Origin of the sequence: Azospirillum halopraeferens DSM 3675, assembly GCF_000429625.1 — a bacterium.
GTDB lineage: Bacteria > Pseudomonadota > Alphaproteobacteria > Azospirillales > Azospirillaceae > Azospirillum > Azospirillum halopraeferens.
Map to the genome: position 1 here is coordinate 20,959 of NZ_AUCF01000012.1, position 14,068 is coordinate 35,026.

Annotated in this window: 15 protein-coding genes; 3 read left to right on the forward strand and 12 right to left on the reverse strand. The window is 71.3% G+C overall.

All coding sequences use genetic code 11. The features are described from left to right. Positions 1-13: 13 nt before the first annotated feature. Together G472_RS0112725 and G472_RS0112730 are read right to left on the reverse strand one after the other, a co-directional pair. Positions 14-1,324 (reverse strand): ABC transporter substrate-binding protein, encoded by a 1,311-nt coding sequence (locus G472_RS0112725; RefSeq protein WP_029008709.1) that lies wholly within the window; start codon positions 1,322-1,324, stop codon positions 14-16. A 45-nt stretch (positions 1,325-1,369) separates the two neighbouring features. Continuing rightward, positions 1,370-2,374 (reverse strand): ABC transporter ATP-binding protein, encoded by a 1,005-nt coding sequence (locus G472_RS0112730; RefSeq protein ID WP_029008710.1) that lies wholly within the window; start codon positions 2,372-2,374, stop codon positions 1,370-1,372. A 291-nt stretch (positions 2,375-2,665) separates the two neighbouring features. Here G472_RS0112730 and G472_RS32875 point away from each other — a divergent pair, with 291 nt between their 5' ends. Next, positions 2,666-3,385, forward strand: a complete 720-nt coding sequence (locus G472_RS32875) for a GntR family transcriptional regulator (RefSeq protein ID WP_035692273.1) — start codon at positions 2,666-2,668, stop codon at positions 3,383-3,385. 139 nt (positions 3,386-3,524) lie between these two features. Further along, on the forward strand, positions 3,525-3,683 hold the full coding sequence (locus G472_RS38825; protein WP_156927105.1) for a hypothetical protein: 159 nt from the start codon (positions 3,525-3,527) through the stop codon (positions 3,681-3,683). A 13-nt stretch (positions 3,684-3,696) separates the two neighbouring features. On the opposite strand, the gene G472_RS0112745 is transcribed toward G472_RS38825, so the two are convergent. The 7 genes from G472_RS0112745 to phnD all read right to left on the reverse strand — a co-directional run bounded on the left by G472_RS0112745 (position 3,697) and on the right by phnD (position 9,935). Beyond that, complete coding sequence (locus tag G472_RS0112745) at positions 3,697-4,332, reverse strand: aspartyl/asparaginyl beta-hydroxylase domain-containing protein (protein ID WP_156927106.1); 636 nt, start codon at positions 4,330-4,332, stop codon at positions 3,697-3,699. 137 nt (positions 4,333-4,469) lie between these two features. Further along, the gene (locus G472_RS0112750) at positions 4,470-5,636 is read right to left on the reverse strand and encodes a glycosyltransferase family 9 protein (protein WP_051340751.1); all 1,167 of its coding nucleotides are present in this window, start codon (positions 5,634-5,636) and stop codon (positions 4,470-4,472) included. Between the two features lie 64 nt (positions 5,637-5,700). Beyond that, a complete protein-coding gene (locus G472_RS0112755; RefSeq protein ID WP_029008713.1) occupies positions 5,701-6,504 on the reverse strand; it encodes an inositol monophosphatase family protein in 804 nt (267 codons plus the stop codon). Positions 6,505-6,521: 17 nt separating this feature from the next. Further along, a complete protein-coding gene (gene phnE / locus G472_RS0112760) occupies positions 6,522-7,328 on the reverse strand; it encodes a phosphonate ABC transporter, permease protein PhnE (protein ID WP_029008714.1) in 807 nt (268 codons plus the stop codon). After that, the gene (phnE, locus tag G472_RS0112765) at positions 7,325-8,116 is read right to left on the reverse strand and encodes a phosphonate ABC transporter, permease protein PhnE (RefSeq protein ID WP_029008715.1); all 792 of its coding nucleotides are present in this window, start codon (positions 8,114-8,116) and stop codon (positions 7,325-7,327) included. The genes phnE (G472_RS0112760) and phnE (G472_RS0112765) overlap by 4 nt, the downstream gene beginning before the upstream one ends. Next, complete coding sequence (phnC, locus tag G472_RS0112770; RefSeq protein ID WP_084536612.1) at positions 8,113-8,940, reverse strand: phosphonate ABC transporter ATP-binding protein; 828 nt, start codon at positions 8,938-8,940, stop codon at positions 8,113-8,115. Before phnC ends, phnE (G472_RS0112765) begins: the two co-directional genes overlap by 4 nt. Before the next feature lie 2 nt (positions 8,941-8,942). After that, positions 8,943-9,935: a phosphate/phosphite/phosphonate ABC transporter substrate-binding protein gene (gene phnD, locus G472_RS0112775; RefSeq protein WP_211100185.1), complete on the reverse strand. Its 993-nt coding sequence runs from the start codon at positions 9,933-9,935 to the stop codon at positions 8,943-8,945. Positions 9,936-10,080: 145 nt separating this feature from the next. Between phnD and G472_RS0112780 the strand changes: the two genes are divergently transcribed. Next, positions 10,081-10,839 (forward strand): DeoR/GlpR family DNA-binding transcription regulator, encoded by a 759-nt coding sequence (locus G472_RS0112780; RefSeq protein ID WP_029008718.1) that lies wholly within the window; start codon positions 10,081-10,083, stop codon positions 10,837-10,839. Positions 10,840-10,857: 18 nt separating this feature from the next. Here the strand turns inward: G472_RS0112780 and G472_RS0112785 are convergent, their stop codons facing one another. The 3 genes from G472_RS0112785 to G472_RS0112795 form a co-directional block, all read right to left on the reverse strand. After that, positions 10,858-11,607 carry a DUF3750 domain-containing protein gene (locus tag G472_RS0112785; protein WP_035692280.1) on the reverse strand — a complete coding sequence of 250 codons (750 nt, stop codon included), beginning with the start codon at positions 11,605-11,607 and terminating at the stop codon, positions 10,858-10,860. A gap of 93 nt (positions 11,608-11,700) precedes the next feature. Further along, a complete protein-coding gene (locus G472_RS0112790; RefSeq protein ID WP_029008720.1) occupies positions 11,701-12,684 on the reverse strand; it encodes an ABC transporter substrate-binding protein in 984 nt (327 codons plus the stop codon). Between the two features lie 17 nt (positions 12,685-12,701). Beyond that, on the reverse strand, positions 12,702-13,931 hold the full coding sequence (locus G472_RS0112795; protein WP_051340752.1) for a LysR family transcriptional regulator: 1,230 nt from the start codon (positions 13,929-13,931) through the stop codon (positions 12,702-12,704). Positions 13,932-14,068: the final 137 nt, after the last annotated feature.

Below are 14,068 nucleotides of genomic sequence, written 5' to 3' on the forward strand. Positions count from 1 at the left end.
GACGGTCAGTCCGTCACGCGGCGATGAACTCGTTCCACTTGCGGACCATGTAGCGGTCCTCGTCCATCACCGCGTTCCAGCAGGCGACGGCGCCCATGCGCTCGACGAAGGAGCCGCCGTCGCGCACCGCACCGGCCTTCTCCATCACCTTGCCGTCGGGGCTGAGGATGTCGGACGCCGCCGGCTTGCCTTCCATCCAGAACCCCCACTCGTCGGCGCTCATGTGCTCCTTCGCGGTGTCGAGGACGGCGCTGTAATAGCCCTGGCGGTTCAGATAGGCGCCGACCCAGCCGGACAGATACCAGTTGATGTACTCGTACGCCGCGTCCAGCTCGAGACCGGACAGGTGCCCGGCGATGCCCAGCCCGCCGCCCCAGGCGCGGTAGCCTTCCTTCAGGGGCTGGTACACGCAGGGAATGCCCTTGCCGCGCACCGCCGCCACCGCCGGCGACCACATGGACTGGATCACCACCTCGCCCGACGCCATCAGGTTGACGCTCTCGTCGAAGGTCTTCCAGAACGCCCGGAACTGGCCGGCCTTCTTGGCCTCGGTCATGACGGCGAGGGTCTTGTCGATCTCCTCCTTCGTCATGTTGCCCTTGTCGCCGTAGGTGACCTTGCCCATGGCCTCGCAGACCATGGCGGCGTCCATGATGCCGATGGAGGGGATGTTGAGGATCGACGCCTTGCCCTTGAACGCGGGGTCGAGCAGGTCGGCCCAGGTGGTGATCGGGCGGCCGACCAGGTCGGGGCGGATGCCCAGCGTGTCGGCGTTGTAGATGGTGGGGATCAGCGTCATCCAGTTGGTCGGCGCCTTGGCGAAGGTGGTGGAGTCCTTGCCCTCCACGAAGCCCACCGTGTGCGGCGCGGTGCCCTGGGCGATCGCCGACTCCGGCGTCAGCTTGCCGGTCACGAAAATCGGCACGATCTTGTCGAAATTCCGGATGCGGGACACGTCCATCGGCTGCATCACGCCGGCCGGGAAGACCTTCTTGCAGATCCAGTATTCGATGTCGGCGATGTCGTAGGACTTGGGCTGGGTAACGGCGCGCTGGGCGACGGCGTCGGAATCGAGCGCCGTCATCTGCAAGGTGAAGCCCAGATCCTCCTTCACCTTCTCGGCGACGGCGTTGAGGTTGGAGACGCCGGTGCCGAACTGGCGCAGCGTCACGTTCTTGATGTTCTGCGCCCAGATGGTCGGGAAACCGGTGATGGCCCCCGAACCGATGGCGGCGCCGGCGGCGGCGGCGGTGCCCTTCAGCACGCTGCGGCGCGACAGCCCGGACGGCGTGACGGCGGTGGTTCCGGTGTCGGCTTTCTTCATGGGGTCTCTCCTCTCCTCCGGGGATACGGTGCGGACGGGAACGGTTCAGGCGCGGAGCGGATGGACGTCGGCGTGGCGCCAGCCGGCGCACACCCGGTCGCCCACCGCGAAAGGCGTGGCGAAATAGCGGGATTCATCCAGGACGACGGTGATGTCGGCGGCATCCGCCAGGTCGATGCTGATCTGCACCGAGGCGCCGTGGTACTCGAACGATCGCACCGTGCCGGTGCGGTGCATGTCGGCGTCCGGCGGCGGCGTGTCGGCCGCCCCCAGCGCGATGCGGTCGGCGCGCACGGCCACCGTCCCGTCGGCGCCCAGGTCCAGCACGTTGTGGCCGCCCAGGAAACGGGCGACGAAGGCGGTGCGCGGCGTGTTGTAGAGGTCGCGGGGGGCGGCGGCCTGCTCGATCCGGCCCTCGTTCATCACGACCACCAGGTCGGCCAGCGCCATCGCCTCGCTCTGGCTGTGGGTGACGTGGATGAAGGTGATCCCCAGGTCGGTCTGCAGCCGCTTCAGCTCTTCGCGCATGCGGTCGCGCAGGAAGGGGTCGAGCGCCGACAGCGGCTCGTCCAGCAGCAGCACCGACGGTTCGGTGATCAGTGCGCGGGCCAGTGCCACGCGCTGCTGCTGCCCGCCGGAAAGCTGGGCCGGCAGGCGCGCGGCGTAGGCGTCCATGTGCACGCGCTCCAGCATCGCCCGCGCGCGCTCCCGCCGCTCCGCCGCGGGCATGCCCTTCATCTTCAGGCTGAAGGCCACGTTGTCGACGCAGTCCAGATGGGGGAACAGGGCGTAGCTCTGGAACATCATGGCGGTGCCGCGGCGGGCCGGCGGCACCTCGTTGACCACCGCGTCACCGATCAGCAGATCGCCGGAGCTGACGTCCTCGTGCCCTGCGATCATGCGCAGGGTGGAGGTCTTGCCGCAGCCGCTGGGCCCCAGCAGGCAGCAATAGGATCCCGCGGGGATCTTCAGGTCGATGCGGTCGACCGCAACGGTGCGGCCGTAGACCTTGCTCAACGCGATCAGTTCGACGGCGGCTCCACCCTGCATGGCGGCCCCTCTCTTATGCAGATTGTCGACAATCTCAGACCGTTTTGCTGACGGTGATCTGCACGAAGCGTGCCGAAGCGCACGGGGCGGAATTCCTGTGCCCCGCGCGGTCACGCCGGCACTCGATGGTGCATTTGAAGGCATTCTGCCACGAAGTTGATCGCGATGCACGTGATGCAGGCGATCACGCGGCCCCGCGGCGAGAGGCTGCACCGCGCGCAACGCGGTGGTCTTGCTCGCGCGGATTGTCTACACTCCGTCCCGTCGATTCATCGTCAACGGGCAGCAGTCATGAAGGCGTCACGCGAACGGCCGGCCGCCACGCCGGCGCGTCCCGATGTGCAGGAGGTCATCACCCGGCGCATCGCCGACGCCATCGCCGACCGCCGCCTGCCGCCGGGCACCAAGCTGACGGAGGAGCGCCTGGCCGCCATCTTCGGCGTCAGCCGTGCGCGCGTGCGCGGCGCCCTGGCGACTCTGTCCCAGCGCGGCATCGTCACCCTGCGGCCCAACCGCGGCGCCTTCGTAGCCACCCCGTCGGTGACCGAGGCGCGGGAGGTGTTCGAGGCGCGCCGGGTGGTGGAGCGCGGCCTGGTGCCACGCCTGTGCCGCAACGGCGCCGGCTTGCCGCCCGCCGCCGCCGCCCGCCTGCGCGCGCACCTGGACAAGGAGGCGGCGGCCGAGGCGGCCGGTGACCGCAAGGCGATGATCCGCCTGTCAGGGGAGTTCCACCTGCTGCTGGCCGATCTGGCGGGCAACGCCACGCTGGGGACCTTCCTGGACGGGCTGGTGCGCCGGTCGTCGCTGGTGATCGCCGCCTACGAGAGCCGGCCCACCCCCGGCTGCTCGGCCGACGAACACCGTCACATCGTCGACGCCCTGGCCGCCGGCGACGGGGCCGCAGCGGAGCGCCTGATGGACGACCACCTGCACGCCATCGAGGACCGGCTGACCCTGGAAGACCGCGCCGCCGACGCCATCGACCTGCGAGCGGTGTTCGACGCAGCCTGACCTCGCCGGGCCGCAGAATGTCATCATACTATAATATGTTTCCGGGGTGGCTTCCCCGGCTTTTGGCTTTATTATCCCCCCTGATAGCGCTAAGCTTCGTTTGCATGCGATGCATTAACCGTGTGAGCGAGGGAGATCCATGACCGAGGAGCAGCGCGTGCGCCGTGATGCCGCGCATCGGGCGATCGCACGCGTACGGCAACTCAGCCATTCCTGCCGTGGCGTGGAGACCCGACAGACGCTGCTTGCCATCGAACGCAAGATGATCGAGCTGGCCGAGTTGTGGAAGTACGCCTGAAACGACCCGCCGTTCAGGCCGGCACCGGCACCCGGTTCCGCGATTCCAGCCAGAGCGCTTGCGCCCGCACTGCCAGGGCGTGGCGACGTTCGGGTTCGGCGGACAGTTCCGGCGCGAACAGGGCGCGGACCGCCGGCGTGCAGGTCACGTCGACGGCCACCACGATGCGGTCACGATCGGACGGATTCTCCACCTGGTGGGGGAAGGTGAAGTCGCCGGTCCAGGCCTGTCCTTCCGGATAGGCGGCGGACTCGTCGCCGATCAGGGTCACGGCCTCCGGGGGCGCGTGGATCGCGATCAGCAGGCGGGTCTCTTCGAGGTACAGCGCGCAGGGGTCGAAGTGCCAGGCCAGCATGCCGCGGGGCGGCTGGCGCAGGATGAAGGCGCGCCGCACCTCCAGGTCCGGCCGGTCCAGAAGGGCCTGCACCAGCGGCAGATGATCCAGCGCCGGCTGCCGCTGTCCGGTCCACAGGGGAATCGCCGTCCAGCCCGTGCCGGGCGCAGCGCCGAAGCAGGTCCGCCCGTCCGGCGGCAACACCGCGTCCAGCGCCGCGAACTGGGCCTGCAACGCCACGGCGTCGAGGCGGAGGGCCGCCGGCCCGTGCAGCATCAGGCCGCTGCCACAGGTGATGCGCCGAAACGGTTCCACCGCCCGCCCCTTTCATAGATCGCCTTCTCGCGCCCCGCGCATAGTGCCCGGCCGTGGCACCGAAGGAAAGTGGTGTTGCACACCGGCACAACACGGCGCACGGACGGGGATGCTGTTTCACCGGTGAGACATTCCGGTTACGTCACCACCCCGTCCGCAAAGGCCGATACGGCGTCCGCAGCCGCCCGGTCGTCGATGGCGGCGATGCAGTGGGGCTCGGCGGAGCGGCAGCCGTCGGTGCAGGGCGGTGCCGGCCGGTCCGGCCGCACCACCAGCACACGATTCCCCCACGGGCGAAAGCGTTCCGGCGCGGACGGGTAGTCGGGGGCCCCGCCGCGGGGGTGGCAGGAGATCACCGCCGCCGGCACCCCCAGCGCCGCCGCCAGGTGGGCGGGGCCGGAATCCATGCCGAGCAGGACGGCGCCCCGGCCGATGATCCCCGCCGCGGTGCGAAGATCGGTGCGCCCCGTCAGGTCGGCCACCGGTCGGCCGCTCAGCGCCGCCGCCACCGTCGCGGCCCGCTCCCGTCCCTCGCCGTCGCCGATGAGGACGGCGCCGCCGCCGGGCCACCGCGCCGCCGCCGCGGCGGCGATGGCGGCGAACCGTGTGGCGGGCAGGTTGCGCCGCGGTGCGGCGGTGGTGGGGGCCAGCACCAGCAGCCGTTCCGGCACCGATCCGCCGAAGGCGTCGTCCAGCAGGGCCGCGGCGCCGGCGCGGTCCACGGCGTCCGGCCACAGCGCGACGGGGGAGCCCCGCGCCGCCTCCGGATCGGCGCCACCGAGCGCCGCCAGCAGGGCCAGCCCGTGTTCCACCTCGTGACGCGGCGCGGCGCCGGGCAGGCGGTGGGTGTAGGCAGCGTCGAAGCCGCGGTTGCCGGCGCCCTTCCAGGGCGTGACCGTCTCGGAAAAGGCCAGGCGGACCGGTGCGCGCGTGGCGGCGGCCAGGGTGGCCGCCCCGTGCAGGTCCACGTCGTAGCGGGCGGTGACCGCAAGGCCGAAGCCCGCGCGGAAGTCGGCGGCGAAGGCGCGCAGATCCTCCGGCGTGCGCCCGCGCAGGTCCAGGCGCCCGCCGGAGAGGTCGCCGGCCGGGGTGACCACGCTGTCCACCCACGGGCAGCCGGCGGTGAGGGGCAGCACCGCCGGGCGCACCACCAGGCTGATGCGCGCCCGCGGCGCCGAGGCGCGCAGTCCCCGCAGGAACGGCGTGGCCAGGACCAGATCGCCGATCTCGTCCAGCTTGATCACCAGGATACGCTCCGCCTGCGCCGGGCGGAAGCCGTCGTCCGCGGGGGTGGTCGTCGCCATGCAGCAGCCTCGGAGTCGGGGCGGATGCCCTATCAAGCGCAAAGGCCGCACAAAGGGAAGCGGCTTATCCCGCCGCTGTCATCCCCATGGCGCGGCCGATGGTCTCCACCAGCGCCGGGGTGCCGGCCAGAAGCGGCGCGCCGCCGGACCAGTCGGGGCGCAGCGGGTACGGAGCCGCCGCCCCGCCCGCCTCCTCCACCAGCAGGATGCCGGCCAGCACGTCCCAGGGCAGCAGATGGGGGTCCCAGGTGGCGTCGAGGCGGCCGCAGGCGACGTGCGCCAGTTGCAGGGCGCCGCACAGCAGGTTGCGGGTCTGCGCACCGGCCTCCAGCAGATGGGTGAAGGGGATGAGGAAGCGGTCCGGCGGATGACGGGGGGAGTGGCCGACCCCCACCACGGCGGCCGCGGGATCGCTGCAGCCGCTGACGCGGATCGGCTCCCCGTTCAGGAAAGCACCGCCGCCGCGCCGGGCGGTAAACAGCTCGTCCGTGTTGGGATCGTAGATGATGCCGAGGTCGGTGCGCCCGTCCTCCACCAGCGCCAGCACCACGCAGTACCAGGGCATGCCGCGCAGGAAGTTCTGGGTGCCGTCGATGGGGTCCACCACCCAGACGCGCCGGCCGGCCGTCCCGCCGCCCTCCTCCCCCACCATGGCGTCGCCGGGGAACAGGGCGGCGAGGCGCGTGCGAATCAGGTCCTCCACCGCCCGGTCGGCCAGGCTGACCAAGTCCTGCGGCCCCTTCGTCTCCACCCGCAGGTCGCCGCGGCGGTCGAAATACCGGCGGGCGAGCCGGCCGGCTTCGCGCGCCACGGCGGCGCCGGCGGCCAGCCGGCACGTCAGATCGTCGGTGCGGTCGTCGACGGGCATGGACCGGGAGCCTTCGGTCACAGGATGCGCTTGCGGATCTGGGTGACCAGCACCTCGGCGGCGATGACCACCGCGAAGATGGCGATCAGCGCCGTCGCCACCCGGTCCCATTGGAAGAGGTCCATGGCGGAGTTCAGCACCAGCCCGATGCCGCCGGCGCCGACCAGGCCGAGCACGGCGGATTCGCGCACGTTGATGTCCCACCGGAACAGGGCCACCGACCAGAAGGCCGGCTGCACCTGCGGCCAGAATCCCTTCAGCAGCACGCTGGCCGGCGGGGCGCCGGCGGCGCGCAGGGCCTCGACGGGGCCGGGGGCCGCCTCCTCCAGCGCCTCCGCCAGCAGCTTGCCGACGAACCCGACGGAGCGGAAGGCGATGGCCAGCGTTCCCGCCAGGGCGCCCGGCCCGAACACCGCCACGAACAGCAGCGCCCACACCAGCGAGTTGACGGAACGCGACGACACCAGCACCAGCTTGCCCAGCCAGTTCAGCGCGGCCGAGCGGGTGATGTTGCGCGCCGACAGCAGGGCCACCGGCACCGCCAGCACGATGCTGAACAGGGTCCCCAGCGTCGCGATGTGCAGCGTCTCCACCAGCGCCGCGTGGACGCCGGCGGGGTAATAGGCCAGGTCGGCCGGCCACATGCGGTTCAGCAGGTCGGCCATCTGCTCCGGCGCGTCGTAGAGGAACTCCGGAATCACCTCCACGGTGCGCAGCGACGCCACGAAGGCGGCGACGATGGCGAGGTAGGCGGCGAAGCGGGCCAGCCGCTCCGCCGGGGTGAAGCGCCGCCAGATGCGGTCATGGAGCACGGCGCCGGTCATTGGAAGATCGCCCGCAGCCGCGTCGCCAGCAGTTCGCCCAGCATGATCAGGGCGATGATGGCGATCAGGATGGCACACAGGAAGTCGTAGTCGAAGCGCTGGAACGCGGCGAACAGGGTGCCGCCGATGCCGCCGCCGCCGACGATGCCGACCATGGTGGAGTTGCGCAGGTTGCTGTCGAGCTGGTAGGTGGCGAAGCCGATGAAGCGGGCCAGAACCTGCGGCAGCACGCCCATGGTCACCACGTTGGCGAAGGAGGCGCCGGTGGCCCGCACCGCCTCGACCTGCTTCATGGAGATCTCCTCGATCGCCTCGGCGAACAGCTTGGCGACGAAGCCGATGGAGGCCACCACCAGGGCGAGGATGCCGGCCAGCGCGCCGAAGCCGATGGCCTTGACGAAGACGATGGCGACGATGATGGGATGGAAGGAGCGGCAGACCGCGATGAACGCCCGCACCGGCGTGCTGACCCACCAGGGCATCAGGTTGCGCGCGGCGCACAGTCCGACCGGCAGCGACACCGCCACCCCCAGCACGGTGGCGATGATGGCGATCTGCAGGCTCTCCAGCAGCCCGTCGAGCAGCAGCGACCAGCGCGTGAAGTCCGGCGGCACCAGGCGCGACAGGAACCGCCCGCCCTGATCCAGCCCGAAGACGAAGCGGTCCCAGCTCAGGTCGAGGATCTGCCCGGCGTAGAGCACGTACAGGACCAGGGCCAGCAGCCCGGCGCGCGCCGGCCAGTTGGCGCGGAAGGCGCGGCGGTCCCCGCCGGCGGACGCGGCGGTCATGACAGCCAGTCCTCGCCGCCGTAGATGGCGCGCAGGTGTTCGTCCTCCAGCCCGTCGGGCGGGCCGTCGTAGACGACGCGCCCTTCCGACATGCCGACGATGCGGCCGGCGAAGCGCCGGGCCAGCGTCACGTCGTGGATGTTGACCAGCACCGGAACGTGCCGCTGCTCCGCCACGCGGGCCAGCAGCTCCATGATCTCCACCGACGTCTTGGGGTCGAGGGACGAGGTCGGCTCGTCGGCCAGCAGCAGGTCGGGATCCTGCATCACCGCCCGGGCGATGCCGACCCGCTGGCGCTGGCCGCCCGACAGGCTGTCGGCGCGCTGGTGCACGAAGTCGCCGAGCCCCACCATGTCCAGCAGGTCGAACGCCTGCTCCACGTCCGCCTGCGGGTAGCGGCGCAGCCAGGCGCGCCACGCCGGAACGTAGCCGAGCCGGCCGCACAGCACGTTCTCCATCACCGACAGGCGTTCCACCAGGTTGTATTCCTGGAACACCATGCCGATGCGCCGGCGCACCAGCCGCAGCTCCTGCCGGCCCAGGCTGACGATGTCCCGCCCCATGAAGCGGATCTCGCCCGAGGTGGGCTCGACGAGGCGGTTGATGCAGCGGATGAAGGTGCTCTTGCCGGTGCCCGACGGGCCGATGATGGCGACCACGCCGCGCGGTTCGAAGGACAGGGAGATTCCCTTCAGCACCTCCGGCCGGCCGGCGCCGTAGCGCTTGACCAGGTTGCGCACCACGAGGGGATGGGCGTCCCGCCCCGCCCCCGCGGCGGCCACGCCCGCGGGGGCGGGGCGGCCGGCCAGGGTTCCGTCGGGCATGGTCACTTGGCCTGCTTCGCGTAGGTGGCGGCGTTGAAGGGCGTGCCGCTGCCGTCGGCCACCTTGCGCACCACCTCCCAGGCATCCTTGTAGGTGACGGGCACGAAGCGGTCGGCGCCCTCGAAGGCGGCCGTCATCTCCTCCGGGAAGCGGTAGTCGGTGAAGCACTGCACCAGCTTGCTCGCCAGTTCCGGCTTCAGGTTGTGGGCGTGGGCGAAGGAGGAGGTGGGGAAGGTCTCGCTCTTGTAGATCACCCGGATCTTGTCGCCGTCGATCTGGCCGCGGTGGATCATGCGGGTCAGCACGTCGGAGGCCACCGGGGCGGCGTCGTAGTCGCCGGCGTAGACACCCATGGCGGACTGGTCGTGCTTGCCGGAGTAGAGCACCTCGTAATCCTTGCCGGGCACCAGTCCCTGGTCGGGGAACAGGGCGTGCGGCGCGAGGTTGCCCGAATTGGACGAGGGCGAGGTGTGCGCCACGCGCTTGCCCTTCAGGTCGGCCAGCGTCTGATAGGGGCTGTCGGCCCGCACGATCATCCAGAGCTGATAGCCCTGGAAGCCTTCGGCGTCGCCCTTCACGGCGAAGGGCACCGCGCCGGCGAGGTTGACGGCGAAGCCGGTCGGGCCGGTGGAGAAGCCGGCCACGTGCAGGCGGCCGGACCGCATCGCCTCGATCTCCGCCGCGTTGGACTGGACCTGGAAATAGACGACCTTCTTGCCCGTGCACTGCGACAGGTGCGCCTGGAAGGGCTTGAAGATGTTGGCGTAGACCGCGGGGTCCTCGACCGGGGTGTAGGTGAAGACGATGGTGTCCGGGTCCTTCCAATCCTTGGGATCGGTGGGCGCGTCGGCGACGAGGTCGCCGTCGCCGTCGCAATAGAGGGTGTCGAGGTCGCCCCGGTTCGGGCAGTCCGTCGCCGCGGCGGCGACGTTGACCGAGAGCATCGCCCCGCCGCCGAACGCGGCGGCAAGCAGGATCGCGCGAACGCGGATCATGAGTCTCCTCCCCATGCATGTCTGTTTGCTTTGTTAGCAAACATCCTAGCCCGGCGGCATGCGGAAGGGAACCGGGAAATGTTGTTTTCCGAACATTCTTTTTCGCATATGATCATAAAGGCGCGATGTTGGCCGGAGGCGGACGGTGCGGAAGGCCGAACGGTACGAGCAGGTGGTCGAGGTCGTCCGGCGCAAGGGGTTCGCGACGGTGGAGGATCTGTCGCTGCGCCTGGGTGTCACGGCCCAGACCATCCGCCGCGACATCCGCGCCCTGTCGGCGGCGGGAACGCTGCGCAAGTACCATGGCGGCGCCGGCCTTCCCGCCCTGTCGGAAGGGGTGGCCTACAAGACGCGCAAGATCCGGAACGTCGAGGCGAAGCGGCGCATCGGCGCCGCGGTCTGCGCGTTGATCCCCGACGGGGCGTCGCTGTTCATCGACACCGGCACGACATGCGAGGCGGTGGCCGAGGCGCTGACGGTGCGCAAGGGGCTGCGGGTGGTGACCAACAACCTGCACGTGGCGCAGCATCTGGCCGAGCGCACGGATTTCGAACTGGCGGTGGCCGGCGGCTTCATCCGCAACGCCGACGGCGGCGTCATGGGCGACCCCGCCGCCGCCTTCCTCGCCCAGTTCCGGTTCGATGCGGCGGTGATCGGCATCAGCGGCATCGACACCGACGGAACGTTGATGGAGTACGACCACCGCGAGGTGCTGGTGACCCGCGCCGCCCTGCGCCGCGCCCGCACCGCCATCGTCGCCTGCGACGCCGGCAAGTTCGGCCGGCCGGCGCTGGTCTGCCTCGGCCCCGTCACCGACGTGGACACCCTGGTGTGCGACGCCCCGCCGGAGGGTCCGCTGGCCGCCGCCATCCACGCCGCCGGTGTCAGGGTGGTGGTGGCCTGACGGCAGCGGCGGTCCGCGTCAGTCCGCCGGGCGCCCGCCCAGACGGCCGATGCCCGGCAGCTTCACCGCCATATCCAGCGGATCGACGCCCACCGTCAGGCCCAGAAGGTTGATCTCCAGCCCCTCCTCCACGGCGACGAGGACGCCGGCGACGCCGAACAGGCTGACCTGCCAGCCCGTGCCGCTGGGCGCGCGGGCGACCAGGCGGCTTCCCAGATAGTCCTTCCCCAGGGCGGTGGGCGGCAGGTCCAGACGCAGCTCCGGCACGGCGCGCGCCACCCAGGCAATGAAGGTGTTGCTGTTGGGCCCGGGCCACACCCGGTATTCCCCGGCGTAGGGATAGCTGCCGGCCGCCGCCTCGATGCGGGGAATGGCCCGGGCGGCCGCCTCCCCGCGCAGCTCCGCCAGCACGGCAGGCTCGGCGCCGAACCAGCGGCCATCGGGAGGGCGGTTGCTGACGGCGACCGCGGGCAGGCCGCGGTAGGCGCGCCAGCCGATCACCTCGTAGACGGTGTAGTCCGCCGCCCCCTCGGGCTTGACCGCGATCCAGGGATGCACCCCGAAGGCGCCGCGCCAGGACAGGGCGCGGGCGGCGTAGACCTGCACCACCGCGTCCGGCGTCACCGCCGGGTCGGGGGCCAGCCCGGCCGGGCTGCGGTCGGCCGTCGACCACTGCACCCCCAGCGCCACCGTACCGGACGCCACCACGAACGCCGGCCCCGCCAGCAGGAAGACCAGCGTCAGCACCACCGCCAGCAGCACCCTCACGCGCCCCCCTCACCGGGATGTGTCGATCACCCCATGGTAGCGGTGAAGCCGGCGGAAATGTGGCACCGGCTCCCGATGGCGGGCGCGGGTGCCTTACACCCGCATCAGCTCGTGGGTCGCCGGATGGAACAGCTCCTCCGGGCGGACGCGGCGGGCGGAGAGTCCCTGGGCGTGGTGGTGGGCCAGGAAGGCGTCGAGGGTGCGGCGGTTCTCCTCCAGACCGTAGGACCAGAAGTCGGCGCCCAGCAGGTCGCGCGCGGCGGCCAGTTGCTCCTCCACGAAGGGCAGCGTCACCTTGGTGGCCGAGGTGTCGGCCAGCAGGTCGAGGGCCAGCGCCTTGGACCGGTTCAGCGCCTTGTACACCGCCACCGGCAGCCAGGGGTGCGCCTCGGCCAGCGTGCGGCGCACGCCCACCAGGTGCATGATGGGAAAGACACCGGTGCGCCGGTAGTCCGCCATGGCCTGCGCGCGCGGGTCGTCGAACAGCCAGCCCACGTGCGGATGCACCCCGTGGCAGGAGGGGCGGCGCGGCGTCACGATCGCGTCGATCTCCCCGTCGGCCAGCATCCGCGACAGGGTGGCGTCCCCGGGCGCTGCCTCCAGGCGCACGTCGGACGGCAGGGTCAGGGCGATCTTCTCCGGCCGGCCGGGGTCCTCCAGCCCGCCGCGCACCCAGGTGACGTCGGACGGCGCCACCCCGTGGTCGGCCAGAATGGCGCGCGCCCACACGCAGGCGGTGAGCTGGTATTCGGGCAGGCCGATGCGCCGGCCCTTCAGGTCGGCCGGGGAGCGGATGCGGTCGCGGCGCACGTAGATCGCGGTGTGGCGGAAGGCCCGCGACAGGAAGGCGGGCACGCCGACGTAGGGGCTGTTCCCCTGCGCCGTCTTGACGGTGAAGCTGGACAGCGACAGCTCGCACACGTCGAACTCGGCGTGGCGGAAGGCGCGGAAGAAGATCTCCTCCGGCGACAGGACCTGACAGACGGCGTCGACGCCGTCGATCAGAACGCGGCCGTCGACCAGCGGCCGCGTGCGGTCATAGTCGCCGACGGCGACGGACAGGGTCAGCTTGGACATGGTTCCTCCCTTGGGATTCAGGCGGCGACCGGCACCGGCCCGCCGATCTCGGCGGCGACGGCGCGCAGGGCGTCGAGCAGGGTGAGCGTTACCGGTGTCGGGGCGTAGTCGCGCCGCAGGGTCAGGCCGACCGGGCGCAGCACGTCGGGAAAGGGAATGGGCAGGATGGTCAGCACGCCCAGCGCCACCTCCGGGTCCACCTGGTGGCGCGATACGATGGCCAGCCGGTCGCTGCGCATCAGCAGGGCGCGCACCACGGCCAGGGAATCCGTTTCGATCAGCCGTTGCGGCGCCGGCAGGCCGGCGCCGGCCAGCGCCGCCTCGAACTGGGTGCGCAGCGGCACGCCCTTGAACGGCAGCACCCAGCCGCAATCCAGGCAGTCCGCCAGCACCGGCGCCGGCCGGCCGGGAGCGGCGACAGGATGGCCGGCGCGGGCGACGATGACGATGTCGTCGCGGAACAGTTCCTCCGACACGATGTCCTCGGTGGGTGGCGGCGTGCGGATGGTGCCGACGATCACGTCCAGGTCGCCGTTGCGCAGGCTGCCCAACAGCGAGCCGTAGGTGCCGTCGACGATCGCCACCTCCGCCGCGGGGAAACGCTCCAGCAACCGCTCCACCGCCAGCGGCACCAGACGGGTGCGCGACATCGGCAGGGCACCGATGCGCGCCCGGCCGGCGGCGGCGCCGCGCAGCAGCGCCAGCTCCTCCACCCCCTGGCGGATCTCGGTCAGCGCCAGCTTGGTGCGGCGCAGCAGCTCCTCGCCCTCCGGCGTCGGGCGCAGTCCGTCGCGGGTGCGCAGGAACAGCGGCAGGCCCAGACGGATCTCCAGCGTGCGCAGGCTGCGGTTCAGCGCCGGCTGCGACAGGCCGTTGGCGCGCGCCGCGGCGCTGATGGTGTCGCCCGCCCCCACCGCGATCAACGCCTGAAGCTCATGGTCGGCGGCCTGCTGGCTCAATGGCCCCGACGCCAGCCGCCCCGGGCCGGCGGTGGCCAGCACCACCTCCTCGGCGGCGCGCAGATGGGCCAGGGCGCGGGCCACGCGGCGGGTCAGGGCGTGGCCGGCCTCCGTGCAGGCCAGCCGCCGGGGCGAGCGGTGGAACAGCTCCGCGCCCAGCTCTTCCTCCAGGGCCTGCACCGCCCGCGTGGCGGCGGATTGCGACACCCCCAGACGCCGGGCCGCGGCGGCGATTTGCCCCCGCTCGGCCACCGCCAGCGCCACCCGCAGCTTGCGCAACTTCGCCACGAAACCCGCCCCCGCCTTCCGGAGTTGCATTTTTGAACGTTCAAAAACGCTGTGTCTTCAAATACCTATAGCACCACTCCGGAGGCATGATCATCCATCTATAACCGTTTCGCATTGTTCGTGCGACAAATTGCAAT